General features: G+C 76.1%; 23 protein-coding genes. 8 read left to right on the top strand and 15 right to left on the bottom strand.

Annotated elements, in window-relative coordinates:
• Positions 1 to 91: 91 nt before the first annotated feature.
• From ACGBYP_RS18165 to ACGBYP_RS18185, 5 genes are read left to right on the top strand one after another with little or no spacing between them, the layout of a single operon-like run.
• Positions 92 to 1,645, top strand: a complete 1,554-nt coding sequence (locus tag ACGBYP_RS18165; protein WP_411586338.1) for a cytochrome ubiquinol oxidase subunit I — start codon at positions 92 to 94, stop codon at positions 1,643 to 1,645.
• A 12-nt stretch (positions 1,646 to 1,657) separates the two neighbouring features.
• Entirely contained in the window at positions 1,658 to 2,674 is a 1,017-nt protein-coding gene (gene cydB, locus ACGBYP_RS18170) for a cytochrome d ubiquinol oxidase subunit II (RefSeq protein ID WP_411586339.1), read from the top strand.
• Positions 2,671 to 6,081, top strand: coding sequence for a thiol reductant ABC exporter subunit CydC (gene cydC, locus ACGBYP_RS18175; RefSeq protein WP_411586341.1), 3,411 nt, complete (start codon positions 2,671 to 2,673; stop codon positions 6,079 to 6,081). Before cydB ends, cydC begins: the two co-directional genes overlap by 4 nt.
• Positions 6,082 to 6,119: 38 nt before the next feature.
• Entirely contained in the window at positions 6,120 to 6,851 is a 732-nt protein-coding gene (locus ACGBYP_RS18180; RefSeq protein ID WP_411586342.1) for a GAF domain-containing protein, read from the top strand.
• Between the two features lie 30 nt (positions 6,852 to 6,881).
• On the top strand, positions 6,882 to 7,256 hold the full coding sequence (locus tag ACGBYP_RS18185; protein WP_411586344.1) for a DUF1801 domain-containing protein: 375 nt from the start codon (positions 6,882 to 6,884) through the stop codon (positions 7,254 to 7,256).
• Positions 7,257 to 7,260: 4 nt separating this feature from the next.
• Here ACGBYP_RS18185 and ACGBYP_RS18190 read toward each other — a convergent pair whose 3' ends face one another.
• On the bottom strand, positions 7,261 to 7,932 hold the full coding sequence (locus ACGBYP_RS18190; protein ID WP_411586345.1) for a hypothetical protein: 672 nt from the start codon (positions 7,930 to 7,932) through the stop codon (positions 7,261 to 7,263).
• Positions 7,933 to 7,951: 19 nt separating this feature from the next.
• On the opposite strand from ACGBYP_RS18190, the gene ACGBYP_RS18195 reads away from it, so the two are divergent.
• Positions 7,952 to 8,269, top strand: coding sequence for a hypothetical protein (locus tag ACGBYP_RS18195; RefSeq protein ID WP_411586346.1), 318 nt, complete (start codon positions 7,952 to 7,954; stop codon positions 8,267 to 8,269).
• On the opposite strand, the gene eutC is transcribed toward ACGBYP_RS18195, so the two are convergent.
• Positions 8,229 to 9,005, bottom strand: coding sequence for an ethanolamine ammonia-lyase subunit EutC (eutC, locus tag ACGBYP_RS18200; protein WP_411586348.1), 777 nt, complete (start codon positions 9,003 to 9,005; stop codon positions 8,229 to 8,231). The two genes, ACGBYP_RS18195 and eutC, sit on opposite strands and share 41 nt — an antisense overlap.
• On the bottom strand, positions 9,002 to 10,417 hold the full coding sequence (locus tag ACGBYP_RS18205) for an ethanolamine ammonia-lyase subunit EutB (RefSeq protein WP_411586349.1): 1,416 nt from the start codon (positions 10,415 to 10,417) through the stop codon (positions 9,002 to 9,004). Before ACGBYP_RS18205 ends, eutC begins: the two co-directional genes overlap by 4 nt.
• Before the next feature lie 235 nt (positions 10,418 to 10,652).
• Here ACGBYP_RS18205 and ACGBYP_RS18210 point away from each other — a divergent pair, with 235 nt between their 5' ends.
• Positions 10,653 to 11,612, top strand: a complete 960-nt coding sequence (locus ACGBYP_RS18210) for a hypothetical protein (protein WP_411586351.1) — start codon at positions 10,653 to 10,655, stop codon at positions 11,610 to 11,612.
• Between the two features lie 3 nt (positions 11,613 to 11,615).
• Here the strand turns inward: ACGBYP_RS18210 and ACGBYP_RS18215 are convergent, their stop codons facing one another.
• The 8 genes from ACGBYP_RS18215 to ACGBYP_RS18250 are packed head-to-tail and all read right to left on the bottom strand — an operon-like array spanning position 11,616 to position 19,382.
• Positions 11,616 to 12,212 carry a TIGR03086 family metal-binding protein gene (locus tag ACGBYP_RS18215; protein WP_411586353.1) on the bottom strand — a complete coding sequence of 199 codons (597 nt, stop codon included), beginning with the start codon at positions 12,210 to 12,212 and terminating at the stop codon, positions 11,616 to 11,618.
• Between the two features lie 22 nt (positions 12,213 to 12,234).
• Positions 12,235 to 12,855: a dihydroxyacetone kinase subunit DhaL gene (dhaL, locus tag ACGBYP_RS18220; RefSeq protein WP_411586355.1), complete on the bottom strand. Its 621-nt coding sequence runs from the start codon at positions 12,853 to 12,855 to the stop codon at positions 12,235 to 12,237.
• Positions 12,852 to 13,859 carry a dihydroxyacetone kinase subunit DhaK gene (locus ACGBYP_RS18225; RefSeq protein WP_411586357.1) on the bottom strand — a complete coding sequence of 336 codons (1,008 nt, stop codon included), beginning with the start codon at positions 13,857 to 13,859 and terminating at the stop codon, positions 12,852 to 12,854. Before ACGBYP_RS18225 ends, dhaL begins: the two co-directional genes overlap by 4 nt.
• Positions 13,856 to 14,278, bottom strand: a complete 423-nt coding sequence (locus ACGBYP_RS18230) for a hypothetical protein (protein WP_411586358.1) — start codon at positions 14,276 to 14,278, stop codon at positions 13,856 to 13,858. Before ACGBYP_RS18230 ends, ACGBYP_RS18225 begins: the two co-directional genes overlap by 4 nt.
• The gene (locus ACGBYP_RS18235) at positions 14,275 to 14,427 is read right to left on the bottom strand and encodes a hypothetical protein (RefSeq protein ID WP_411586360.1); all 153 of its coding nucleotides are present in this window, start codon (positions 14,425 to 14,427) and stop codon (positions 14,275 to 14,277) included. The genes ACGBYP_RS18230 and ACGBYP_RS18235 overlap by 4 nt, the downstream gene beginning before the upstream one ends.
• 18 nt (positions 14,428 to 14,445) lie before the next feature.
• On the bottom strand, positions 14,446 to 15,441 hold the full coding sequence (locus ACGBYP_RS18240) for a siderophore-interacting protein (RefSeq protein ID WP_411586362.1): 996 nt from the start codon (positions 15,439 to 15,441) through the stop codon (positions 14,446 to 14,448).
• 60 nt (positions 15,442 to 15,501) lie between these two features.
• Entirely contained in the window at positions 15,502 to 15,963 is a 462-nt protein-coding gene (vsr, locus tag ACGBYP_RS18245) for a DNA mismatch endonuclease Vsr (protein ID WP_411586364.1), read from the bottom strand.
• On the bottom strand, positions 15,960 to 19,382 hold the full coding sequence (locus ACGBYP_RS18250) for a TM0106 family RecB-like putative nuclease (protein WP_411586367.1): 3,423 nt from the start codon (positions 19,380 to 19,382) through the stop codon (positions 15,960 to 15,962). Before ACGBYP_RS18250 ends, vsr begins: the two co-directional genes overlap by 4 nt.
• Before the next feature lie 260 nt (positions 19,383 to 19,642).
• Between ACGBYP_RS18250 and ACGBYP_RS18255 the strand changes: the two genes are divergently transcribed.
• Positions 19,643 to 20,656: a LacI family DNA-binding transcriptional regulator gene (locus ACGBYP_RS18255; RefSeq protein WP_411586368.1), complete on the top strand. Its 1,014-nt coding sequence runs from the start codon at positions 19,643 to 19,645 to the stop codon at positions 20,654 to 20,656.
• 50 nt (positions 20,657 to 20,706) lie between these two features.
• Here ACGBYP_RS18255 and ACGBYP_RS18260 read toward each other — a convergent pair whose 3' ends face one another.
• The 4 genes from ACGBYP_RS18260 to ACGBYP_RS18275 all read right to left on the bottom strand — a co-directional run bounded on the left by ACGBYP_RS18260 (position 20,707) and on the right by ACGBYP_RS18275 (position 25,198).
• Complete coding sequence (locus ACGBYP_RS18260) at positions 20,707 to 21,516, bottom strand: SDR family NAD(P)-dependent oxidoreductase (RefSeq protein WP_411586370.1); 810 nt, start codon at positions 21,514 to 21,516, stop codon at positions 20,707 to 20,709.
• A gap of 71 nt (positions 21,517 to 21,587) precedes the next feature.
• On the bottom strand, positions 21,588 to 22,634 hold the full coding sequence (locus ACGBYP_RS18265) for a zinc-binding dehydrogenase (protein ID WP_411586373.1): 1,047 nt from the start codon (positions 22,632 to 22,634) through the stop codon (positions 21,588 to 21,590).
• 24 nt (positions 22,635 to 22,658) lie between these two features.
• A complete protein-coding gene (locus tag ACGBYP_RS18270; protein WP_411586375.1) occupies positions 22,659 to 23,504 on the bottom strand; it encodes an alpha/beta fold hydrolase in 846 nt (281 codons plus the stop codon).
• Entirely contained in the window at positions 23,495 to 25,198 is a 1,704-nt protein-coding gene (locus tag ACGBYP_RS18275) for a DUF885 domain-containing protein (RefSeq protein ID WP_411586377.1), read from the bottom strand. The genes ACGBYP_RS18270 and ACGBYP_RS18275 overlap by 10 nt, the downstream gene beginning before the upstream one ends.
• Positions 25,199 to 25,204: the final 6 nt, after the last annotated feature.

Here is a 25,204-nt window from a genome sequence, read left to right on the forward strand (position 1 = left end):
CACAGCATGTCTTCTACGAGACGTAGAAAGCATCTTCTACTCAGCGTAGAAAGAACGTGTAGATCGTACGACAGCAACCGGGGAGGTCACCGTGGACGTGTTGGACATCGCCCGCTGGCAGTTCGGCATCACCACCGTCTACCACTTCCTCATGGTCCCGCTGACCATCGGCCTGGGCGTGCTGGTCGCGGTCATGCACACGATGTGGGTGCGCACCGACTCACCCGAGTGGCTGCGGATGACCCGTTTCTGGGGCCGCATCTACCTGATCAACTTCGTGCTCGGCGTGGCCACCGGTCTGGTGCAGGAGTTCCAGTTCGGCCTGGCGTGGAGTGAGTACAGCCGCTTCGTCGGTGACGTGTTCGGCTCGCTGCTGGCCCTGGAGGCGCTGCTGGCGTTCTTCCTCGAGTCCACCTTCCTGGGCCTGTGGATCTTCGGCTGGGGCCGGATCCCCAAGAAGGTGCACCTGGCCACCCTGTGGGCGGCGGTCATCGGCTCGATCGTCAGCGCGTACTTCATCATCGCGGCCAACTCCTGGATGCAGCACCCCGTCGGCGTCGTCACCGACGACGCCACCGGCCGGCCCGAGCAGGTCGACTTCCTCGCCGTGCTGACCAACAACACCGCGCTGGCCGCCTTCAGCCATACCATCGTCGCCGCGCTCATGGTCGCCGGCGCCGCGCTGGTCGGCGTGGGCCTGTGGCACCTGCGCAAGCGGAAGCTCGCCGGCGCCCCCACCACCGACGTCGACCACAGCGTGTGGCGCCGCTCGGTGCGTCTGGGCGGGTACGTCTCCGTCGCCGCCTTCCTGCTCACCGCGGTCACCGGCGACTACCAGGCCAAGCTGATGTACCAGCAGCAGCCGCTGAAGATGAGCTCGGCCGAGGCGCTGTGCACCACCGAGGCACCGGCGCCCTTCTCGATCTTCGCCTTCGGCAAGCTCGGCTCCAACGAGTGCGACGACGTGCACTCCTGGACCGTCCCCTACCTGCTCTCCTACCTGGCGCACGGTGACTTCTCCACGGCGGTGCCGGGGGTCAACGAGCTGCAGCAGGAGTACGCGGCCGCCTACGGCGCCACCTACCCCGACGACCCGAGCTTCGGCGACAAGGCCGGCGAGGAGATCGACTACACCCCGCTGCTGGCGGTCACCTACTGGAACTTCCGGCTCATGATCGGCATGGGCATGGTCTCCGCCGGCGTCGGCGCCTACGCGCTGCGGGCCACCCGCCGGGGCCGGGTGCCCACCAACCCGATCGCCGTCTACGGCTCGCTGGCCGCCGTCGGCGCCCCGTTCGTGGCCAACGCGGCGGGCTGGATCTTCACCGAGATGGGCCGCCAGCCCTTCGTCGTCTACCCCAACCCCGACGTCCCGCGCGCCGAGCAGGTGTACTTCTTCACCGCGCAGGCCGTCTCCCCCGGCGTCAGCGCCGGAGAGGTGCTCACCTCGCTGAGCACGCTCACCGTGCTCTACGGCGCGCTCGCGATCGTCGAGGCCTGGCTGCTCGTCCGGTTCGTCCGCGGCGGCATCACCACCAGTGACGGCGCCCCGACCCCCGGCTCCACCCCCGAGGGGACGCCGGACGACGACACGACCGGCGGCGACCGCAGGGCCGACGACGACGTCCTGTCCTTCGCCTACTAGGGAGACCTGACCATGGACCTGCAGACCGTCTGGTTCGTCGCCGTCGCGGTGCTCTGGACCGGCTTCCTGCTGCTGGAGGGCTTCGACTTCGGCGTCGCCGCCCTGCTGCCGGTGCTCGGCCGCCAGCAGACCGACCGGCACCTGATGCTGCGCTCGATCGGCCCGCTGTGGGACGGCAACGAGGTGTGGCTGATCACCGCCGCCGGCGCGGTGTTCGCCGCCTTCCCCGGCTGGTACGCCACCTGGCTGCCCGCCCTCTACCTGCCCTTCGTCCTCGTCCTGGTCGGGCTGATCATCCGCGCGGTCGCCTTCGAATGGCGGCACTCCCACCACACCACCCAGTGGGACACCACCTGGACCCGGGTCATCACCACCGGCTCCCTCATCGCCGCCCTGGGCATCGGCGCCGCCCTCGGGGCCACCACGATCGGCCTGCCCATCGACGCCGAGGGCACCCGCGTCGGCGGGGCCTTCGCCGGCATCGGCTGGCCCGCCGTCCTCGGCGCGGTCGCCGTCCTCGGCTTCTCCCTCGTCCACGGCGCGGTGTTCCTCGCACTCAAGACCGACGGGCCGGTCCGGCTGGCCGCCCGCGCCTTCGCCCGCCGCTGGGCACCGGTCGCCGCGCTGCCGCTGCTGACCTGGGCCGGGCTGGTGCACCTGCGCGGCGGCACCGCGATCACCGCCGTGCTGTGGCTGGTCGCCGCCCTCGCCGTGCTGGTGGCCTGGGCCCGCATCCGCCTCGACCGCGAAGGCCAGGCCTTCACCGCCTGGGCGGTGGTGCTGCTCGCCTCCACCGCCACCATCTTCGGCGCGCTCTACCCCGTCGTCGTCCCCTCCACGATCAGCAGCGCCTACGACGTCACCATCACCAGCGCCTCGGTCAGCGACTACACCCTCACCGTCATGACCTGGGCCGCCGGCATCGGCCTCCCGGTCGTGCTGGGCTACCAGGCCTGGACCTACTGGGTCTTCCGCAAGCGCCTGTCCGCCGAGCCCGGGACGCCGCAGGCGGAGAAGATCAGCGCATGAGTGCACGGCCGGGGGCAGGACGGGGTCCGCTGGGTGCGCTGGCGGGAGTGCCGGGGCTGACCGGCGCGCTGGTGCGGGCCGCGGCCGTCGCACTGGTGCAGACCGTCGGCGTCGTCCTGCTCGCCGCCGGGCTGGCCCGGTCGATCGCCGACGTCGCCGCCGGCGTCGTCCCTGGCACCGCGCTCGCGGTGGCGCTGGGCGGGGTGCTCCTGCGGGCCGCGGCCGGCGGGCTGGGCAGCGTGCTGGCCACCCGCGACGCCCGCCGCGCCGAGGACGCCCTGCGCCGGCAGCTGCTCACCCGGCTGCTGGACGGCGAGGGCGAGGCAGTGACCACCGCCGGCGGCACCGGCCCGGCCGCGGTGCTGGCCACGACCCGGCTGCACGACCTCGGCCCCGCGCTGGCCACCTACCTGCCCGCGCTGGCGCAGACCGTCGTCGTCCCGCCGGTGCTGCTGCTGGTGCTGGGCGTGACCGACTGGCTGTCGGCGCTGCTGGTCGCGGTCACCCTGCCGCTGGTGCCGCTGTTCATGGCGCTGGTCGGGCTGCACACCCGCGACCAGACCGCGCAGGCCGCCCGAGCGCTGAACCGGATCGCCGGGCACGTCGCCGAGCTCGTCCGCGGCCTGCCGGTGCTCGTCGGCCTGGGCCGGGCCGCCGACCAGCTCGCCGCGCTCGCCGACCTGGGCGAGGACCACCGCCGCCGCACCCTGGCCACCCTGCGCGTGGCCTTCCTGTCCGCGCTGGTGCTGGAGGTGCTGGCCACCCTGTCGGTGGCGCTGGTCGCCGTCACCGTCGGCCTGCGGCTCACCCACGGCACCCTCGACCTCTCCGTCGGCCTGCTCGCGCTGCTGCTCGCGCCCGAGGCGTTCGCGCCGCTGCGCGCGCTGGGCGCGGCCCACCACGCCTCCGAGGACGCCGCCGAGGCCGCCGCCGCCGCGCGCGCGGTGCTGGCCACGCCCGCGCCCCGGCCGGTCGTCGGCGAGCTCCCCGACGGCGGCCTGCGCGGGGTCACCGTCACCGGCCTCACCGTCACCTTCCCGGGCCGCGGCGCCCCCGCGCTCGAGGGCGTCGACCTCACGGTCGCGCCGGGCGAGCTGGTCGCGCTGCGCGGCCCCAGCGGGTCGGGCAAGTCCACCGTGCTCGCGGTCCTCGCCGGGCAGCTGCAGGACGGCGGCACCGCGCAGGTGAGCGGCACCGTGCTGCGGCCCGCCGACGTCGCCGTCGTCCCGCAGTTCCCGGTCACCGTGGCCGACACCGTGCTCGAGGAGCTGCTCCGGCACGCCGGCGCCGCCGACCGCGCTCCCGAGCTGGCCGACACCGCGCTGGGCTGGGTGGGCGCCGAGCACCTGCGCGACCGGGCCTGCCGCACCCTCTCCCCCGGTGAGCTGCAGCGGGTCGCGCTGGCCCGCGCGCTGGTGCGGGTGCAGCGCGGCGCCCGGGTGCTGCTGCTCGACGAGCCCACCGCGGCCCTCGACGCGACCGCGACCGCCCGGGTCGCCGAGCTGCTGCACGGGCTGCGCGGCTCGCTGTGCACCGTGCTGGTCACCCACGAGCCGTCGCTGGCCGCGCTCGCCGACCGCACCGTCGAGCTGCCCGCCCGCGCCGGCGTCCCGGCGCTGACCACCGTCCCCGCCCCGGCCCCGACCCCGTCTCCGGCCCCGACCGCCACCGACATGGCCATCTCGGCGGCGGGGGCGGGGGCGGGTGGCGGAGGGGCTGCCGGCGGCTCGGGGACGGCGGGGCTGAGCTGGCCGCGGCGCGCCGTGGCGCGCGCGGTCGCCGTGGGGGCGGCGTCCTCGGCATTCGGCATCGCGCTGACCGCGGTGTCGGGCTGGCTGATCGTCCGGGCCGCCGAGCAGCCGCAGATCCTCACCCTGATGATCGCCATCGTCGCCGTCCGCGGCTCGGGCCTGGGCCGGGCGGTGCTGCGCTGGCTGGAGCGGCTGGCCAGCCACGACGCCGCCTTCCAGCTGGCCGGGCGCACCCGGCTGCGACTGTGGAGCGCGCTCATCGCGCAGGGGCCGTCCGCCGACCGCACCCCCGGGCACGCGCTGGCCCGGGTGGTCGGCGACGTCGGGCTGCTGCAGGACCTGTCGGTGCGGGTGGTCACCCCGCCGCTGGTCTCGACCGTCGTGCTGACCGGGGCGACGGCTGCGCTGACCGTCCTCGACGCACCGGCCGGCCTGCTCGTGGGTTCGGTGGTCGCTGCGGCGGTGCTCGCCGTCCTCGCGGTGCACCGGTGGGCCGACCGCGGCGTGGCCCGCGCCGCCGCGGAGCTGCAGACGGTCACCCTGCGCGAGACCAGCGCGGTGCTGGAGGCCGCCGGCGACCTGCGGGTGCACGGCCTGGCCGCCGGCGAGGTCGACCGGCTCGACGCGCTGGGCCGCCGGCAGGGCCGCGCCGCGCAGGCCGGTGCCGCCGCGGCCGCGGCCGGCGACGCGATCGCGGTCCTGGCCACCGGCGCGGCCGCCGTCCTGGCCGTCGCCGTCGCCGGCGCCGCGGTGCGCGCCGGGGAGCTGTCCGCGCCGGTCGCCGCCGTCCTGGCGCTGGCACCGCTGGCGATGTTGGAGCCGCTGACCGCGATCGGCGCCGCCTGCCGCAACCGGCTCGCCTGGCGCGACGCCCGCGCTCGGGTGGAGGCGGTGCTCGCCGAGCCCGTCGCCGCCGACCCCGCGCCGGCCGACCGGCTCGCCGTCCCCCGGCCGGTGCGCGAGCTGGCCAGCGAGCACCTCACCGCCGGCTGGCCGGGCCGTCCTGCCGTGCTCACCGACCTGGACCTGGTCGCCACCGCCGGCACCGGCTGGCTGGTGGTCACCGGCCCGTCGGGCTCGGGCAAGTCGACGCTGCTGTCGGTGCTGATGGCCTCGCTGCGGCCGGCCGCCGGAGACTACGTGCTCGGCGACGGCCGCGCCCCGGTGCCGGTCGACCGGATGGCCCGCGCCGACGTGCAGTCCGCGATCGCCTGGTGCCCGCAGGACGCGCACGTGTTCGACGCGACGCTGCGGGCCAACCTGGCGCTGGCCCGGCCGCGCGGTGAGCTCGCCGGCAGCGACGGCGAGCAGGCGATGCGCCGGGCGCTGACCGACGCCGGGCTCGGTGACCTGCTGGCCGCCCTCCCCGCCGGCCTGGACACCCCGGTCGGCGCCGGCGGCACCTCGCTGTCCGGCGGCGAGCGGCGGCGGCTGGCCGTGGCCCGCGCGCTGCTGGCCGACCGGGACGTCGTCCTGCTCGACGAGCCGACCGCGCACCTGGACCCGCCCACGGCCGCCGCGCTGGTGGCCGACCTGCGCCGGGCGCTGGCCGACCGGCTGGTCGTCTGCGTCACCCACGACCCGGCGCTGGCCGGCGAGCGGGACGGCGAGCTGGTGCTGACCGGCGGGCACGCGCCGGCGACCGCGCGCCGCTGAGGCCTCCGGCGGGTCCGATGTCTGTGACCATGGCCGGCATGACGCTCGCTGCCCGGTTCGCCGCGGCCCTGGCCGCGGAGGAGCCGGCCGCCGGGGACGCCGAGGGGCACCTGCTGCCCCGCCGGCTGGCCCGCGCCGTCGTCCGGGTGCTGCCGGTGGACGGCGCCGGGCTGTGCGCGCTGGGCGACCCGGCGCGCCGCACGCCGCTGGGCGGCAGCTCCCCCGACGCCGAGCTGGCCGAGCGCCTGCAGTTCACCGTGGGCAGCGGGCCGTGCCTGCAGGCCTGGGACACCGGCCACCCGGTGTTCGCGGTGGACGCCGACCTGCGCCGGCGCTGGCCGCTCTACGCCGAGCAGCTGTTCGGGCGGACGCCCTGGCGCGGCGTGGTCTCCCTGCCGGTGCGGCGGCCGCGCGGGGTCGCCGGGGCGCTGGACCTGTTCTTCACCGACCCCGGCGGCGTCGCCCGGATGGACGTCTTCGACGCGCTGTCGGTCATCGAGCTGCTCACCGTGGCGCTCAGCGACGCCGCGCTGATGTCGACCTGGTCGGCGGCCGAGGGCCCGGCGTGGCTGCAGGGCCCGCCGGCGGTGCACCGGGCCGCGGTGTGGCGCGCGCTGGGCGAGACCGGCCTGGCCCTGGGGCGGGACACCGACGAGGCGCTGGCGCTGCTGCGCGCCCGTGCCTGGGTCCAGGGGTCCTCGGTGGACACCGTCGCCGCCGACCTGCTCAGCGGCCGACTCGCCCCGCAGGACCTGCTGGACGCCGCCTGAACCGTCGGCGGCGTGGTGCACCCTGGGCGCATGGCACAGCAGACGGTCGAGGAGTTCCTGGCCGAGCTCGACCACCCCCGCGCCGACGACGTCCGCCGGCTCCGCGCGGCGATCATGGCCTCGGACGCCGGCCTGACCGAGCACGTGAAGTGGCGGGCACCCAGCTTCTGCGCCGCCGGCGTCGACCGGGTGACGTTCCGGCTGTTCCCCGTCGACCACCTGCAGCTGGTGTTCCACCGCGGCCCGAAGCCGCAGGACACCGCCGGGTTCAGCTTCCCCGACGACACCGGGCTGCTGCGCTGGGCCGACACCGACCGGGCCGTGCTCACCCTCGGCGACAGCGCCGACGTCGCGGCGAAGGAGGCGGCGATCGTCGGCCTGGTGGAGCGCTGGGTGCGGGTCTGACGGCCTAGCCGCAGACCGGGCCGGCCGGCACGTCCACCCGGATCTCGGTGCCGAGCTCGGCGCCCACCAGCGGCAGGTCGTCGCCGGACCAGAAGCTGCCCGGGTCGTAGGCGGTCAGCGGCCGGCCGGCGGCCAGCAGCCCCATCGCGGTGTAGGTGGCGGCGACCAGCTCGGCGCAGAAGACGGTGTCGTTGCTCTGGTGCCGGCGCAGCCTGCCGTTGACCCAGCCGCGGGCCAGGTTCCGCGTGGTCGGGAACGGCTTGCCGTCGAGCCGGGCGATGGTGCGCAGGACGGCGTCCTCCATCTCCCGGGTCACCCCGCCGTCGTCGGCCGGACCGACCAGCTGGCGCAGCCAGCCCTGCTGGCCGTAGCGCTTGGCCCACACGCAGACGGCGTCGGAGAGGTCGTGCAGCTGCACCCCGCGCTGGTGCCGGCCCGACCAGACGTCGGCCAGCGAGTGCCCGAGCTCGGCGTGCCAGAGCAGCGGCGGGAGGTCGTCGAGGACGACGGCCATGCCGACGTGGTTGACCGGGGCGTTGGTGACCGTCTGGATGGCCCGGTCGGCCAGCGAGCCGCCACGGAACACCCAGACGTCGCCGGTCCGGGTCAGCTCGACGGCCTCGGCGAGCGACAGGGCCGGCACGGAGGCGCGGGAGACCACACGGGAGTGAGCCACGTCACTACGCTACCGCCTCATGCGCCTCACGAAGCTGCTCGGAGTCGCCGGGATCGTCGGCGTTGCCACGACCGGTGCGGTGCTGGTCCGACACGAACGGTCCCGGCGTGCCTACTCGGCCGAGGAGGTGCGGGCCCGGCTGCAGGGCCGCGTCGCCGCGGTCGCCGACGCCTCCCTCGACCCCGACCTGGCCCCTGACTGGCCGGCCGAGGTCGAGCCCCCGCGCCGCCACCCTCTGGAGGCGGCGCTCAGTGCGGTGATGCGGATCCGGCCGCTGCGCCGGTTCGAGGGCCGGGTCACCCCGCCCCCGGCGGGAGAGCCGTCCCCTCGTCCTTGAGCACCACCCCGGAGGCGCCCAGCTGCCGGGCGGCCTGCAGCAGCGCCACCAGGGTGTCGGCGGCCTGCGCGTAGCCGAGCCCGTGCGGGGGGCGGACGTTGGAGATGCAGTTGCGCTCGGAGTCCGCGCGACCCGGCCGGGGACGGTGCGTCAGGTACAGCCCCAGGCTGTCGGCGGAGCTGAGCCCCGGCCGCTCCCCCACCAGGACGATGACGACCTCCGCGCCGAGCGCCTGGCCGACCGGGTCACCGAGGGCGACCCGCGCCTGGTGGGCCAGCACCAGGGGCGCGACCGACCAGCCCGGCAGCCGTTCCAGCACCGCGGCGACCGTGCCCGCGGCGTGCTCGTGCACCGCCCGCGGCGAGAGCCCGTCGGCGACCACGAGCGCCAGGTCGAACTCCCCGTCGGGCAGCTGCACGCCCGGCGCCAGCCGCCGTCCCAGGTCCGGGCGCTGCAGGTAGGTGGCGCGGTCCGGAGCGGCGCTGTGCACCTCGAGCACGTCCAGCCCGACGCCGGCCGCGGTCAGCGCGGCCCGCACCCGGTCGGCGTCCAGGGCGGTGTGCACGGCGTCCCGGGCGGCGGCGTGCGCGGCGCGGAACTCCAGCTCGCGTGCGGTCGGCAGCCCGTCCCCGGCCCGGCCCAGCGCCACCCGCGCCCGGGTCGCCCCACGCAGCACCGCCCACGGGTCGTCCGAGGGGCCGAAATCGCGACTTCGGCCCCTGTCGGGGTCGGTCACGGGCGGGCCGCAGCGAGGAGGGCGCGGGCCGGGGCGGAGTCGGGAGCCAGGTCGCGGACCCGGCCGGCGTCGTCGAGGAGGTCCATCCGCGCCAGCCACGCCTCGAACTCCGGCGCCGGGCGCAGGTCCAGCACCGACCGGGCGGTGAGCACGTCGGTGAACGACAGCGACTGGTAGTGCAGCATCACGTCGTCCGAGCCCGGGACGGCGATGACGAACGCGCAGCCCGCCGCCCCGAGCAGGAGCAGCAGAGCGTCGGTGTCGTCGCCGTCGACGTCGGTGTGGTTGGTGTAGCAGACGTCGACGCCCATGGGCAGGCCGAGCAGCTTGCCGCAGAAGTGGTCCTCCAGCCCGGCCCGCAGCACCTGCTTGCCGTCGTAGAGGTACTCGGGCCCGATGAAGCCGACCACGGTGTTGACCAGCAGCGGGTCGAAGTGCCGGGCGACGGCGTAGGCGCGGCACTCCAGCGTCTGCTGGTCGACCGCGCGGCCGTCGACACCGCGGTGCGCGTCGGACGACAGCGCCGACCCCTGGCCGGTCTCGAAGTAGGTGACCTGCCTCCCCACCGTCCCGCGGCCCAGCTCCAGCGCGCCGGCCCGGGCCTCCGCCAGCTGGTCGAGGGTGATCCCGAAGCCGCGGTTGCCCGCCTGCGTGCCGGCGATCGAGGCGAACACCAGGTCGACCGGGGCGCCGGCGTCCAGGGCCCGCAGCGTGGTGGTCACGTGCGCCAGCACGCACGACTGCGTGGGGATCTCGTAGCGGCCGATGACCGCGTCGACCAGCTCCAGCAGCGCGATGGTCTGCGCCGGGGAGTCGGTGGCCGGGTTGATCCCGATGACGGCGTCCCCGCTGCCGTGCAGCAACCCGTCGAGGATCGAGGCGGTCACCCCGACCGGGTCGTCGGTGGGGTGGTTGGGCTGCAGCCGGGAGGCCAGCCGCCCGGGCAGGCCCAGCGTGCTGCGCAGCCCGGTCACGACGCGGGTGCGGCGGGCGACGGCGACCAGGTCGGCGGTGCGCATCAGCTTGGACACCGCGGCCACCATCTCCGGGGTGAGCCCGGGGGCCAGCGCGCTGATCGCCGCCTCGTCGCGCTCGGCGGCCCGGACCAGCAGCCAGTCGCGGAACTCCCCCACGGTCAGCCCGGCGACCGGGGCGAGGGCCACCGGGTCGTGGGTGTCGACGATCAGCCGGGTGACGTCGTCCTCGTCGTAGCCGACCACCTGCTCGGTGAGGAAGGCCGTCAGGGGGACTTCGGCGAGCACGGCCTGCGCGGCGACCCGCTGCGCCTGCGACTCGGCGGCGACCCCGGCCAGCACGTCACCGGAGCGCGCCGGGGTGGCCTTCGCCAGCAGGTCCGACAGCGAGGCGAACGCGTGGGTGTGCCCGCCCAGCGTCGTCCGGCGGATGGTCACCGGCCCACCTCACCGCTCCCGGGAACGCCCGTCAACGGGGTGCGACGGAACGGAACACGGCGTTCACGCACCCGGCTCCGGCGCCGCGGCGAGCCGGGAGGGGGTCAGCGGCGTCGGCCGGGTCGACAGGTGCACGGGAAGGGTGGTCGGCGGGGACCGGCCCGGCGGCTCGCCCGCTCCCCGGCGACCCGGCGTTGCGGTTGCCGGACGCGCCCGGGCCACGCAGGCTCGGACGATGACCGGGACCCTGACCCGGGGGCTGCTGGCCGGCGCCGCCGGCACCACCGCCCTCACCGCCGCCACCTACCTCGACATGACCTACCGCGGCCGTCCGGCCAGCACGGTGCCCGAGCAGACCGTGCAGGCCCTGCTGGCCGCGACCGGGCAGCGGCTGACCGGCTCGGGCACCGAGAAGGCGAGCCGGGCCACCGGCCTGGGCGCGCTGCTGGGCATCGCCAACGGGCTCACCGTCGGGGTGGTGTCGAGCGTGGTCCGATCCGCCGGCGTGCGGATGCCGTTCCCGGTGGGCACCGTGGTCAAGGGCGCGGCGTCGATGGCCACCACCGACGTCCCGGTGGCGTTGCTCGGCGTGAGCGACCCGCGCACCTGGTCGCGCGAGGACTGGCTCGCCGACGCCCTCCCGCACCTGGCCTACGGCGCGGCCGTGCAGGCGGTCGTGCAGAGCCTGCCGACGCCGAAGGAGCGGGTGCTCCCCCGGCAGAAGGCCTCCGCCGACCTGGTGCGCCGCTCGCTGCTGCTCGGCATCGCCACCGGCAGCCGCAGCTCGCTGGGCCTGGCCGCCCCCACGCTCACCGCTGCCGACACCGGGGCGCTGAAGAAGTTGGCGTCGCTGACCTCCCTCGGCGGCGAGCTGTACGCCGACAAGCAGCCGAGCACCCCCGACCGCACCAGCGGCGCCGGCCTGCCGCCGCGGCTGGCCAGCGGCGCGACCGGTGCCGGACTGCTCGCCCGGCGGCAGGGCGCCAACGCCGCGTGGCCGGTGGTCGCCGGCATGGTCGGCTCGGCGGCCGGCTCGTTCGGCGGCCTGGCCTGGCGTCAGTGGGCGAGCACCCGGATGCCCGCGCTGCGGGCCGGGCTGATCGAGGACGGCGTCGCGCTGACCCTGGCCGCGGTGGCCTGCCTGCCCGGCCGTCGCCGCTCGACCCGGCTCACCCTGGTCAAGCCGCTGGACTGACCCTCAGGGCGTCCAGCCGGGGTCGCGGCCGGTGAGCCCGAGCGCGCGGTCGAACGCGGGGGCGTCGGCGGGCACCGGCACCTCGGGGCCGAACCACCCGCCGTCGCGGCCCAGCGGGGCGAGGGGCACGACCGCGGCCAGCGTGACCTCGCCCAGGGCGGCCGGGACGTCGTAGGGCGCCCCGACCGCCCGGGCGAGGTCCCAGCCGTGCAGCACGAACTCGGCCAGCATCAGCGGGCCGACGACGGCGGCCGGCATGGGCGCGGTGCCCATCAGCGTCTCGCCCTCCCACGCGGCTGGGTCGGCCCAGGCGTCGGCGGCGGTGTCCAGCTCGACCGGCACGGCAGCGGCCCACTGCTCCACCGGCAGGCCGTCGAGGAACGGCGCCGGGGTGAGGCTGCGCGCGTCGTGCTCCAGCGGCATGCGCACCGCCGCCCGCTGCGACAGCACCGCCGCCCAGGCCAGGTGGTCCAGCAGCGCACGTACGTCGAGGTCTCGGCACGGCGTGCGTGCGAGGAGCCGGTCGGGGGTCACCGCGGCCAGCGCGGTGGAGGCGAGGTCGGCGGCGGCGCGCACCGCGGACGGCGGGATCCCGGTCATGCCGCCACCCTGCCCGACGGCGTCAGCCGTCGAGCGCGCGGGCGCCGGCCCGGAAGAACAGCGCGACGGCGAGCGCACCGGGGTCGAGCACCCCGCGGGCGACCTCGCCGACGTAGCTGGCCCGCCCGCGCCGGGCGACCAGCTCCTCGGTCGAGGCGGCGCCCTGCTCCGCCGCTTCGGCCGCGGCGGTCAGCGCCTTCTGGGCACCTGCGGCGTCGACGAGCGCCGCGGCGGCCGGGACCATCGCGTCGACCATCGTCTTGTCGCCCACCTCGGCGCCCCCCAGCCGCTGCACGGTGGCGGTGCCCTCGCGCACGCCCTCGGCGAGCTGGGTCAGGTCGGCCGGGTCGGTTTCCGGCAGCGCCCGGGACAGCGCCCGGAACCACATCCCGAACAGCGGGCCGCTGGTGCCGCCGGTGTCGAGGAAGGCGTCGGAGACGGCGGCGAACACCCCGCGGGCGGTGTCGGGGTCGGCCGCCAGCCGCTGCTGCACCTTGCCCAGCGCCGAACGCAGGTTGGCGCCGAAGTCGCCGTCGCCGGCGGCCCGGTCGAGCTCGGTGAGCCGCTCGCGCTGGGTCTCGAAGTCGGCGGCGAAGGCCTCGACCCAGCGGCGGGCGGCGGTGCGGTCGAGCGCGGCGGTCATCGGTTCTCCCAGGTCAGCGCGGTGGTGGTGACGGCGTCGTCCCAGAGCCCGAGCAGCTCGTCGTCGGCGCGGACGAGGGTGACCGAGGCGCCGGCCATGTCGAGCGCGGTCACGTAGGGGCCGACCAGGCTGCGCGCGAGGCCGATGCCGCGGGCCTCCAGCAGGGCAGCGACCTCCCGGAGGACCACGTAGAGCTCCAGCAGGTGGGTCGAGCCCAGGCCGTTGACCACGACGACCGCCCGGTCGCCGTCGGCGAGCCCGAGCGCCTCGACCAGCGGCTCGGTGAGCGCGCCGACCAGTTCGTGGACGGTGGACATCGGGCGACGGTCGATGCCGCGCTCGCCGTGGATGCCGACGCCGTGCTCGACCTCGTCGGGGGCCAGGTCGAAGGAGCGCACGTCCTCGCCCGGGTGCACCGCGCCCTCCAGCGCGACGGCCATGCTGCGAGCGCCGGCCGCGACCCGGCGGCCGAGGGCGGCCACCTCGGCCAGCGGCAGCCCGCGTGCGGCGGCGGCGCCGCACACCTTCTCCACGACCACGGTGGCCGCGGTGCCGCGCCGGCCGGGGCCGTCGTCGGACTCGCTGGCCAGGTCGTCGTCGACCAGGACGGTCTCGACCTCGATGCCCTCCTCGGCGGCGATCTCCGCCGCGATCCGGAAGTTGAGGACGTCGCCGGTGTAGTTCTTCACGACGAGCAGCACGCCCGCGCCGCGGTCGACCCCGCGGACGGCGGCGACCACCTGCAGCGCGGTGGGGCTGGCGAAGACCGCGCCGGGGACGGCGGCGTCGAGCATCCCCGGGCCGACGAAGCCGCTGTGCAGCGGCTCGTGGCCGGAGCCGCCGCCGGAGACCAGCGCCACCCGGCGGCCCTCGTCGCCGGCCGCGGACTGCAGCCACAGCGGGTCGCGGTGCAGGCGGAGGCGGCCGGCCGAGGCCGTGACCAGGCCTTCCAGCGCCTCGACCACCAGGTCGTCGGGGTCGTTGAGGAACTTCTTGACGCTCACGAGCCCCGATCTTGCTCCTCCTCCGCGCCGACCGCCTGGTCGGCGAGGGTGCGCAGCCAGCCCGGGCCGGCGGTGCGGACGCCGGGAGGCAACCGGGTGCGCAGCTCGCGGTCGGCGGTGACCACCAGCAGGTCGTCGCCGGCCAGCTCGGTGGCCGCCGCGGCCAGGGCGTCGTCCCCGCTGCCGGGGGCGCGCACCAGCCGGAGCCCGGGCGGGGCCATGACGTCCCGGGCGCGACCCTCGACCACGGCGACCAGCGCGGTGACCGGCACGGGCGCGCCGTCGGAGCCGGGGAGGGTGCGGCCGGGCAGCCGGGCGAGCCGGTCGAGCAGCCGGGCGGTCGCCCCGGCGCGGTCGCGCCACCAGCCGTCGGGCCGGGCGCCGAGGGTGTTGGCGACGTCGACCAGCAGCACCGTCACCGGCGGCGGGACCTGCCTCGGGCCGCGATGAGCGCGCAGACGAGGCCGACGACGGCGAGCCAGCACAGGGCCGTGACGAGGGAGCCGATCACGGTGAGGACGACCCAGACCGCGAACAGGACCAGCAGGACGAGCAGGAAGGGGCGCACCTCTGCGACCGTGGCGGGTCAGGCGCCCTCGGCCGCGCCGCGGCGCCAGTAGCCCATGAAGGCGACCGACGTGCGCGGGATGCCGAGGTCGCGCACCAGCCGGCGGCGCAGCGCCTTGACCATGCCCGCCTCCCCCGCCAGCCAGGCGTAGCAGCCGGTGGGCCGCACGTCGGGGACCTCCCAGAGGATGCCGCCGTCGAGGTCGATGTCCTCGGGCTCCTGACCGGCACCGGCCCGGGCGAGCCCCAGGGTGCACAGCGCGGCGTGCACGGCCGGGCCGAGGGCGGCGCCGTGCTCGCGGCGGCCACGGACGAGCCAGTGCACCTCGATGCCGGGCGCGAGGTCCAGGCTCAGGACGTCGCCGGCCTCGGGGACCTCGAGCACCGCGACCGTGCGGCGGCCGCCGGGCAGCGCCTCCAGGATGGCGCTGATGGCCGGGACGGCGGTCTCGTCGCCGGCGAGGAACAGGGTGCCGTCGGCCGGCGGGGTCCACTCGACGCCCCAGGCCCGGCCGCTGCCGGCGCTGCGGGGGCGGGGCCGGTCGGGGCCGAGGACGACGATCGGGTCGCCGGGCTGCGCGGCGACCGCCCAGCTCGCGGCCGGGCCGGCGTTGCCGCCGTCGACGCCGTGCAGGACGACGTCGACGTCGAGCTCGGCCAGGTCGGGGCGGGCGGCGCGGACGGTGTAGGTGCGCAGGTGCGGACGGACCTCGTCGGGCAGGGCGCAGTACTCGGCGTACCAGCCGGGGCCGTCGGTGAGCAGGTCGACCACCGGGGAGCCGTCGCGGGAGAGCACCAGCTTGATCCGCTGGTCGTCGCGGCCGGCGCCGAAGCGGGCGAGCTCGGGGCCGGTGAGGGTGAGCCGCAGGAAGCTCGGGCTCAGCCGCTGCACGCGGGCCACGGTCACGGGGAAGAACCGGTAGCCGGGAGCGGCGACGGGCTCCGGGACCACCCGCAGCCCGGGCTCGGCGACCGCCGTCTGGACCCGTCCGGTCTCGCGCACCGCGGTGGTCATCGCTGTCTCCCGAACCTGGTCGTCCCGGCGACGGCGCCACCGGATGTCAGTGAGGTTAGCCTAACCACTCACACCGGGTCGAGCCCCGATCCGGTCCAGTTCCGCGCAGATCACCTCGACCACGGCGTCGGGGTCCTCGTGCTCCCAGAAGCGCAGCACCCGCCAGCCCAGCCCGGCCAGCACCGCGTCGGTGCGCCGGTCGCGGGCGGTGTTCGCGGCGAGCTTCTCGGCCCACCAGCCGCCGTTGGCGGTGGGCAGGTGACCGCAGCTCGGGCAGGCGTGCCAGAAGCACCCGTCGACGAAGACGACCAGCTTGCGGCCCTTCCACACGAGGTCTCCGCGGGCACGCGTCTCCCGGCAGGGCCGGACGTCGACCCGGAACCGCACCCCGCGGGCGCGCAGGCGCCGGCGCACCGCCAGCTCCGGCGCGGTGTCGCGGCGACCCTGCCGGCGGAACTTGTCCTGCACCGCCGCCGAACTGGGCGGCGGTGCGGTGCGCAGGTCCACCGGGCCGGACGTCATCGGCCGGTGGCGATCTCCACCAGCCGGCACAGGCCGTTGACCAGCCGCAGCTGGTCGGGGGTCTGCACCGGCGAGGTGAGCAGCGCCGGGCTGCCGACCAGGTAGGCGACGGTCCTGGCGCGGGACAGGGCCACGTTGAGCCGGTGCCGGTCGAGCAGGAAGTCCAGCCGCCGCGGCACGTGCGCACCGCTGGAGGCCGCCAGCGAGAACACCGCGACCGCGGCCTCCCGGCCCTGGAACTTGTCGACCGTGCCGACCTCGACCCCGGCGAGCCCGGCCGCGGCCAGCGCGCTGCGCACCTGGTTGACCTGGGCGTTGTACGGCGTGACCACCAGGACGTCGGCCGGGCCCATCACCCGGTCGACGCCGCCGCTGCGCCACCGCCGCCCCATCAGGTCGCCGACCAGTTCGGCGACGACCGCGGCCTCCTCGACCGAGGCCGACCCGTTGCCCTCGTGCACCACCGGGACCCAGCCGAGGCCCGCCGGGGCCGGCCACCGCGCTGGGACGTCGAGGGCGTGGTCGGCGGTGACCGGGGCCGGCTGCAGCTCCCCGCCGTAGGAGAGGTCGGAGACGACCCGGCACAGCGCCGGGGCCATCCGCCAGCTGCGGTCGAGGAAGACCCCGCGGTCGGCGGGGAGCACCGCGTCGGCACCCAGCACGTGCTGCAGCGCGGACACGTCGGCGCCCTCGGGGTGGATGCCCTGACCGGGCTGGCGCAGCTGCTGCGGGTCGCCGAGCAGGACCAGGTTGGTCGCGGCCCGGCTCACCGCCAGCGTGCGGGCGAGGCTCAGCTGACCGGCCTCGTCGACGACGAGCACGTCGAGCCGCCCGGCGAGCTCGGGCCGGACGAACAGCCACGAGGTGCCGGCGACCAGGTCGACGTCGCCGCCGTCGAGGGCGTCGACCACCTGGGTGTTGGAGGTCACGCACCGCACGCCGGGGTCGCTGCACCGCTGCGCGTCGTCGGCCTTCTGCAGCGCCCGCACCGGCACGCCGGCCTCGCGCGCGGCGGCCATCACCGCGTCGAGCAGGTTGCCGATCACCTTGTGGCTGGAGGCGGTGAGCCCCACCTTCCGGCCGGCGCGGACCAGCTCGACGACCGCCCGGGCGCCGGTGTACGTCTTGCCCGCCCCGGGTGGGCCCTGGACGGCGAGCACGCCCCCGTCGAGCAGCCCGGCCAACCGCTGCGCCGCGGCGGCCGACCCCTCCCCCGGCTCCCGCTGCGGCGCGCCGGGCACCAGCCGCGGCGGCCGGCGCAGCAGCAGGTCGCGCGCCGCCCGGGCCGGCCCGGGCCCGTCGATGCCGCTGCCGGCGACCTGCTCGCCCAGGTCGTGCAGCGCGGCGCGGAACAGCCGGTCGCTGGGCGGCGAGGTGGGCAGCAGCCCGGTGGGGTGCTCGTGCACGGAGCTCGCGGCGCGGGCCAGCACCACCCAGCCGGCGGTCGGGTCGACGGCGACGACCGAGCTGGTGACCCGGGTGCCGTCGGCGGCGGCGAGCAGGTGCTCGTACCGGCTGCCGGCCGACACCTTGGTCTCCTGCGGCGGGAAGCGGTAGCGCCACTGCTGCGAGCGCCCGGAGACGCCGAGCAGCTCCGGGCCCTCCAGCGGGCCCAGCGCCGGGGTCTCGCGCTCGAGGTCCTCGGCGGTGAGGTCGCGCAGCCGGAAGTACTCCCACCAGGCCGACCGGGCCTCGCGGGCGTCCCAGCCCAGCTGCTGGGCCAGCAGCCAGGTGGCCTCCTGCTCGGGGGTGCGGCCGACCTCGGGCAGCCCGGCGAGCAGCCGGCCCTCCAGCGCCTCGCGCAGCCCCTGCGCGGCGAGGTTCTCCGCGGAGCCCTCGGGGTCGCCGTCCTCGGGCCGGCCGAGCCCCGCGCCGGTGGCGAGCAGCTCGGTGCGCCGCTCCTCCAGCCAGTCGCGCAGCTCAGCTGTGGAGACGCAGTCGTCGCGGTTGTAGGCCTCGATCTGGTCGAGCAGCTGCTGGTCGCGGGTGGCCAGCCAGCGCTCGAAGGCCACGATGCTCTCGCCGGCGTCGGAGACCTGCTCGCCGTGCGCCCGGGTGTGGCCGCGGTAGTAGTCCTCGACCTGCTTGATCGAGTACGACTCCTTGCTCAGCCGCAGCCCCTGCCGCACCACCGCGTACAGGTCGACCAGGACGTCGGCGCGCAGCAGCCGGTCGACCGCGGCCTCGCGGGTGCCCAGCCGCGCCGACAGGGTCTTCAGCCGGGTCGGCTCGTAGGGCGCGTAGTGGTAGACGTGCATGGTCGGGTCGGCCGCGTGCGCCGCGGTCAGCTGGTCGACGACGGCCTCGAAGGCGGCCTGCTCGGCGGCGGACTGGTCGTCGGCGGCCGGGTCGCACCCCCAGTGCGCGGTGAACTCCCCCGCCGTGTCGAGGACACCCCACAGGTACTCCAGCCCCGCGTCGCCGGCGAAGGGGTCGCCCTCGATGTCGAGGAAGAGGTCACCGGTGCTCGGCGGGGGCAGCAGCTGGAAGCCGCGGCCGGCCTCGCGCGGGAGGAACTCGTAGGAGGGCACGCCGGTCGCGCGCTCGTCGAGCTGGAGCCGGGCCTGCTGGGTCAGCCGCTGCGCCGACGTGCGGCCGATCGACTCCGGCAGCTCCTCGGGACGGCGGGCGCCGAGCGCGGCCACCGTGGTGATGCCGGCCTCGGCGAGCGCCGTCGCGTGGTCGCGGCGCATGGTGGCCACGAGCGACAGCGAGTCCTCGGCCCGCCACCGGGCGGTGCAGGTCTCGCGCCACGGGCAGACCCCGCAGTGCGCGTTCGGGTACGGCGGCGCCAGCTCGCCGTCGGCCAGCCGGGCCAGGAACCGGGCGCGCGCCGCACGGGTGTAGGCCTCGGCGTCGGCGTACCGGAAGACCAGCTCCTGCTGGTCGCCGGTGACCACGGTGAGCAGCTCCGGCGGTACGCCCTGCAGGCCGGCGAGCAGGTCGCCGTAGAGCGCCATCTGCAGCAGCGCGGGTACCTTGACCCGCCGGGCGAGCTTGGTGTCGGCGACGTCGTAGGCCCAGGGGCCCAGGGCGCTGACCCGGTCGGTGCGCTTGAGCAGGAAGTCGGCGTGCCCGCGCCAGGTGCCGTCGAAGAAGGTCGCCTGGTAGACGACGTCGGCGCCGGCGCGCATGGCGGCCAGCGTCTCGGCCTGGGCGCGCAGCAGCCCGGCCGCGTCCTTGCCGGCCGGGCCGGCGATCTCGACCACGCCCAGGCCGCGGTCGCGCAGCCGCTGGACGTGCCGCGCCTCGTGGGCGATGCCGTGCTCGGCCACCAGCGCGGTCATCGGGTCGACCGCCGGCGGCCGGTCGCGGGCGCCGCGGGCCACCTCCACCGACAGCCGGGTGAGGTGCTCGCACTCCAGGAAGCCGGTGAGGTCGCTGGCGCTGACCACCAGCCCGCCGTCGACCTCGTACACGTCTCCCCCTCTCGGCGACCCTCCGGCGGAGGACCTCGGGCGACCGTACGACGGGGGTCCGACGGTTCCCGGGACGCCCCACCCCGGCGCGCGCGGCGGGGTCATGGCCCCGCCCATCGACCGCCTGACCAGCATGGACACCGGCGGATGTGTCCTTCGGCCCATGGCCGGATGTGTCCTGCTCGACGGCACACCTACACACCCACCCCGGACAGGGGGGTGACCGTTTGAGGTCGGAGGAGCACCGGTAGGAAACAGCTGTGACGGCGACCCTGAACTCCGTGGCCGCCGCCGCCGGGGTGAGCACGAGCACCGCGAGCCGGGCGCTGTCCGGCCATCCCGCGGTGCTGCCCTCGACCCGCGCCCGGGTCGAGGCCGCCGCGGTGGCGCTGCGGTACCAGCCCAACCGGATGGCCAGCGCCCTGCGGACCCGACGCACCGGGCTGATCGGGCTGGTGGTGAACAACCTGCGCACCGCGACGTTCCACACCATCGCCGAGACGCTGCAGGCCTGGGCCGTCGAGGAGCAGTACGAGGTGCTGGTCTGCACGACCGGCGGCGACCCGGCGCGCGAGGCGGCGTTCCTGCAGACCGTGCGCCAGCACCGGTTCGACGGCGTGGTCGTGGCCGGCACCGGGGCCAACACCGAGCTGGTCAACACCCTGGTCCAGGAGGGGCAGGCCGTGGTCACCATGAACCGGGAGGTGCCCGGCTCGCTGGCGCCGTCGGTCATGTCGGCCTACGAGACGGCGGCCCGGGTGGCCACCGGGCACCTGCTCGGCCTCGGGCACGTGCGGATCGCCGCGATCGAGGGCCTGCCGCACATCACCTCGGGCCGGCTGCACCACGCGGGGTTCGCCGGCGCGCTGGCCGACGCGGGCGTGCCGTTGGACGAGGACCTGGTGCGGCGGGGGCCGTTCACGCCCGACTTCGGTCGGGAGGCGGCCACCGAGCTGCTGGCCCTGCCCGAGCCGCCGACGGCGCTGCTGATCAGCAACCACGAGGCCTCGTTCGGCGCGCTCCCGGTGCTCGGCGACGGCCCGCTGCAGGTGCCGGCGCAGCTGTCGGTGATCTGCACCGAGGACGAGCCGTTCTACGCCTGGTGGTCCCCGGCGCTCACGACGGTCGACAACCGCGCCGAACTGCTGGCCCGGCGGGCGGCCGAGCTGCTGCTCGAGCAGCTCACCGGCACGGTGGGCGACCCCCCGGTCCGGCGCGTCGAGCTGGTCGACCCCGAGCTGGTCGAGCGGGCGTCCACCGCCCCTCCGCGCTGACCCCCGGGACGGCGGTGCGGCCGGTCACCGCCGTCCCCGGCCGGTGCCCGTCAGTCGCGCGGCTTGGCCATCACCTTGTGGGCGGCGGCCTTCAGCGCGTCGGGCATGACCTTGGTGGCCGCCTCCTGCGCCTTGGTCGCCAGCGATGCCGCGACGACCTTGCGCTCGCCGGACATCAGCGCCTCGAAGCCCTGGGCGGCCACCGCGTCGGCGCCGTCCTTGGGGCCCTGGCCCATGGCCGTGTCGTCGAGACCGGCCCGGTCGAAGAAGTTCGTGTCCACGGGGCCGGGCATCAGCGAGGTGACGGTGACCGCGGAGTCCTTGTCCGCCAACTCGGCCTGCACGGCCTCGGTGAGCGACTGGATGAAGGACTTCGACGCGTTGTAGACCGGCTGGTAGGCGCCGGGCATGGTCGAGGCGATCGAGGAGGTGACCAGGATCCGCCCGGAGTTGCGGGCGGTCATCTCGACCAGTGCGAGCTTGAGCAGCGCGGCGGTGCCCACGACGTTGAGCTGCATGATCGCCAGGTCGTCGGCCCAGTCGGTGTCGACGAAGGCACCGCTCTGCCCGACGCCGGCGTTGAGCGCGGCGGCCTCCAGCGGCCGGCCCAGCTGCTGGACCGCCGACCACAGCTGCGCCACCCCCTGCTCGGTGCGGAGGTCGGCCTGGACGGGGACGACGTGGGCGCCGGAGGCGCGCACCAGCATCGCGGCCTTCTCGATGCCGGCGTCCTCGGCGTTCACCACGACGTCGAATCCGTGCTCGGCGAACTGCTTGGCCAGCTCGAACCCGATGCCGCTGGAGGCACCGGTCACGAGCGCGAGGGGCTTGGTCTGGGGCTCGGTGACGTTCTGGGTCATGCGGTGCCGGATACCCCCGGCCGCACCCCGCCGAACCCCGCGGGGCGGCCGGGTGCGGCCCGGGGCGCCCCTCAGCCGGCCAGCATCGTCTTGATCGACCGGCGCTCGTCCATGGCGGCGTAGCCCTCGGCGACCCGGGCCAGCGGCAGGGTCAGGTCGAACACCGGGCCGGGGTCCAGCCGCCCGCTGGTGACCCGGTCGATGAGGTCGGGCAGGTAGCGGCGCACCGGCGCGATGCCGGCGCCGACGGTGAGGTGCGAGCGCACGATCGGGAACAGCGGCAGCTCCGGCATGGTGTGCGGGATGCCGACGGCGCCGACGTGGCCGCCGACCCGGGCCATGCCCAGCGCCATCTCCCAGGACTCCGGGGTGCCCACGGCCTCGACCACGAAGGGCACGCCCCGGCCGCCGGTCAGCTCGCGCACCGCCGCGATGCCCTCCTCGCCGCGCTCGGCGACGACGTCGGTGGCGCCGAAGGTGCGCCCGAGCGCGCTGCGGTCGGCGTGCCGGCTCATCAGCACGACCCGCTCCGCGCCGAGGACGTGCCGGGCGCCCAGCACCGCGCAGAGACCGACGGCGCCGTCGCCGACGACCGCGACGGTCGACCCCTCGGTCACCCCGGCGAGCACCGCGCCGTGCAGGCCGGTGGCCATCACGTCCGACAGCGCCAGCAGCGCCGGCAGCATCGCGTCGTCCACGCCGTCCACCCCGCCGGGGACGGCGACGAGCGTGCCGTCGGCCTGCGGCACGCGGACCGCCTCGCCCTGGCCGCCGTCGGTGCCGGGGGCGCCGAAGGTGCCGCCGTTGTCGCACTTGCTCTGCAGCCCGTCGGCGCAGGCCGGGCAGCTGTTGTCCGACCAGGTGAACGGGGCGACCACCAGGTCGCCGGGGCGCACCGTGGTCACCTCGGCGCCGACGTCGGTGACGACGCCGAGGAACTCGTGGCCCTGCCGGCCGCCGGCGGCGCGGGTGACGACGCCGCGGTAGGACCACAGGTCGGAACCGCAGATGCAGGAGCGGAGCACCTGGACGACGGCGTCGGTGGGCTCGGCGATCGCCGCGTCGGGGACGTCCTCGACGGTGACGACGCCGGCGCCCTGGTAGAGGGCAGCGCGCATGGGGGGGTTCCTCTCGGGAGGGGGTCAGCGGGTGGCGGGCACGACGCGGTCGAGAAAGCCGCGCATCGTGGCCTGGAAGAGCTCGCGCTCCTCGTTCTGCGGTGAGTGCCCGGACTCCTCGAACACCACCAGCTCGGCGTTCGGGAGCAGGGCGGCGATGGTCTCCGAGGAGCTGACCGGGGTGACCCAGTCGTGGCGGCCGACGGTGACCAGGGTCGGCGCGGTCACCGCGGGCAGGTCGGCCTTGAGGTCGTAGCTGCCCCAGTTGTGCTGGAAGCACCAGTTGTGCGCCTCGTGCCGGTAGTGCCCGGCCTCGACCGCGGCGGCCGACTCCTCGGCGTCGTAGTGCTTGTCGTACAGGGGGATCAGCTCGGACCAGAGCTGCTTGAGGTCGGCGTCGTCCCGGGTCTCGCCGTGCCAGTAGCGGTTGAACCGCTCCCAGTCGATCTCGACCCGGTCCTGGTCGCGGGCGTTCTGGAACGCCAGCTCCAGGTTGCTGCCGTCGGCGGAGGTGTCGCGCAGCACCATCGCCTGCACGCGGCCCGGGTACCGGACGGCGTACTCGAGGGCGATGAACCCGCCGTAGGAGCCGCCGGCCACCACGATCTGCTCGGCACCGGTCCACGCGCGCAGGCCCTCGACGTCGGCGGCCCACTGCTCGTGCGAGTACGGCGGGACGCCCTCGCTCGTGCCGCAGCCGCGGGCGTCGAAGACGACGACCCGGAACCGGTCGGCCAGGGTGCCGAAGGTCGACCGGGGCTCGGCGAGCGAGCCGATCCCGCCGCCGCCGTGGTGGGCGATGAGGACCGGACCGTCCTCGGGCCCGGAGACCTCGACGGTGAGCCGGGCGCCGTTGACGGTCAGGTCCATGCGTGCTCCTCGGTGGAGGCCAGACCGGCGGTCCAGCGGGCGATGTTCTGCTCGAGCACCGGCAGCGGCAGCGCGCCGCTGCCGAGCACGGCGCCGTGGAAGCCGACGAGGTCGAAGCGGTCGCCGAGCGCGGCGGTGGCCTGCGCGCGGAGCCGGACGATCTCGCGCTTGCCGATCACGTAGGCCAGCGCCTGCCCCGGCCAGCAGATGTAGCGGTCGACCTCGCTGACGACGTGCTCGCGGATGGTGGCGGTGTTGTCGAGCATGAACTGCACGGCCTGCTCGCGGGACCAGCCGAAGGCGTGCACCCCGGTGTCGACGACCAGCCGGCAGGCCCGCAGCGAGGCGAACGACAGCATGCCCAGCAGCGCGACGTCGCCGCTGTAGAGGCCCATCTCCTCGGCGAGGGACTCCGCGTACAGCCCCCAGCCCTCGTTGAAGCTGCACGCCTCGATGTCGAGGTGCTGCCGGTAGCGGGGCAGGTCGAGGGTCTGGGCGGTGGCCAGCTGCAGGTGGTGGCCGGGCACCGACTCGTGGAAGGCCAGGGCCTCGTACTCGAACCGGAAGCGCTCGGTCGGGTGGGTGGCCAGCAGCACGTGGGCACCCGGCCGGCTGCCGTCGACCGCGGGTGGCCGGTAGTAGGCCATCGCCGCGCCGGCGGCGTCGACCGGGTCGATCTCCTCGACGACGCACGGCGGGATGTCGTAGTGGGGGAACCAGGAGTCCTGCGCGGCCTGCGCGCGCTGCAGCGCCTGCTCGGCGACCTCCACGATCTGCCCGCTGGTCTGGAACCGCAGCGCCGGGTCGGTGCGCAGCCGCTCGGCGATCTCGCCGAAGGTGCCCACCCCGAGCGCCCGGGCGCCGATCTCCAGCCAGCGCGGGCGCAGCTCGGCGAGGGTGTCCAGGCCGATCTGGTGCACCTGCGCCGGGGTCAGCTCGGTCGTGGTGTGCCGGGCGACCGCGTCGACGTAGGCCTGCTCCCCGCCGGGGACGTTGCTGATCCCGACGGCGTCGTCGGGCCGGGCGCCGGGCTGCAGCGCGCGCAGCTGGTCGGCCAGCGCGGCCATCGCCGGGCGGACCTGCCCCCGCACCACCTCCCGGGCGCGCTCGCGCAGGCCTGCGTCGGCGCCGGCCGTGGGGGCCAGCAGCGCGTCGTCGTCCAGGTCGCGGGCCAGGTGCCCGGTCAGCTGGCCGATCGCGTGCTCGATGCCCAGCCGGGTGGAGACCCGGCCGGCGGCGGCCTCCTCGGCGTACCGCTGCGCGAGCGCGGTGAAGAACGCACCCAGCCCGGCCAGCCGCGACTCGTAGCGCGCGGCGGAGTCGGCGTCGGCGATCGTCATCGCCGGGACCGCCTGGAAGACCAGGCCCTGCCGGCTGACGTAGCCCTTGGCCGAGGCGTTGGCCGCCCACAGCGCGTGGTGCGCGTCCCGGCCTGCGCCCCGGGAGAGCACGGTCAGCACGCCGAGGTCGACCCGGCCGGCGTCGTCCAGCTCGTCCGGGTCGATCGCCGCGATCTCGGCGTCGAGGGCGGCGAACGCCGCCGCCGCGGCCTCGCTCGCCGCCCGGCTGGGGTCCCCGGCCAGGCCGTCGAAGTCGGGGATCCCGAGCAGCGTGGCGTTGTAGGGGTCGTAGGTGTGCTGGATGCGGAAGTACCGCTCGCCGAGCTCGGCGAGCCTCGCTGCTGCCTGGGTCATGGTCCC

Source organism: Modestobacter sp. SSW1-42 (assembly GCF_046635825.1).
In the GTDB taxonomy this organism is placed as follows: domain Bacteria; phylum Actinomycetota; class Actinomycetes; order Mycobacteriales; family Geodermatophilaceae; genus Modestobacter.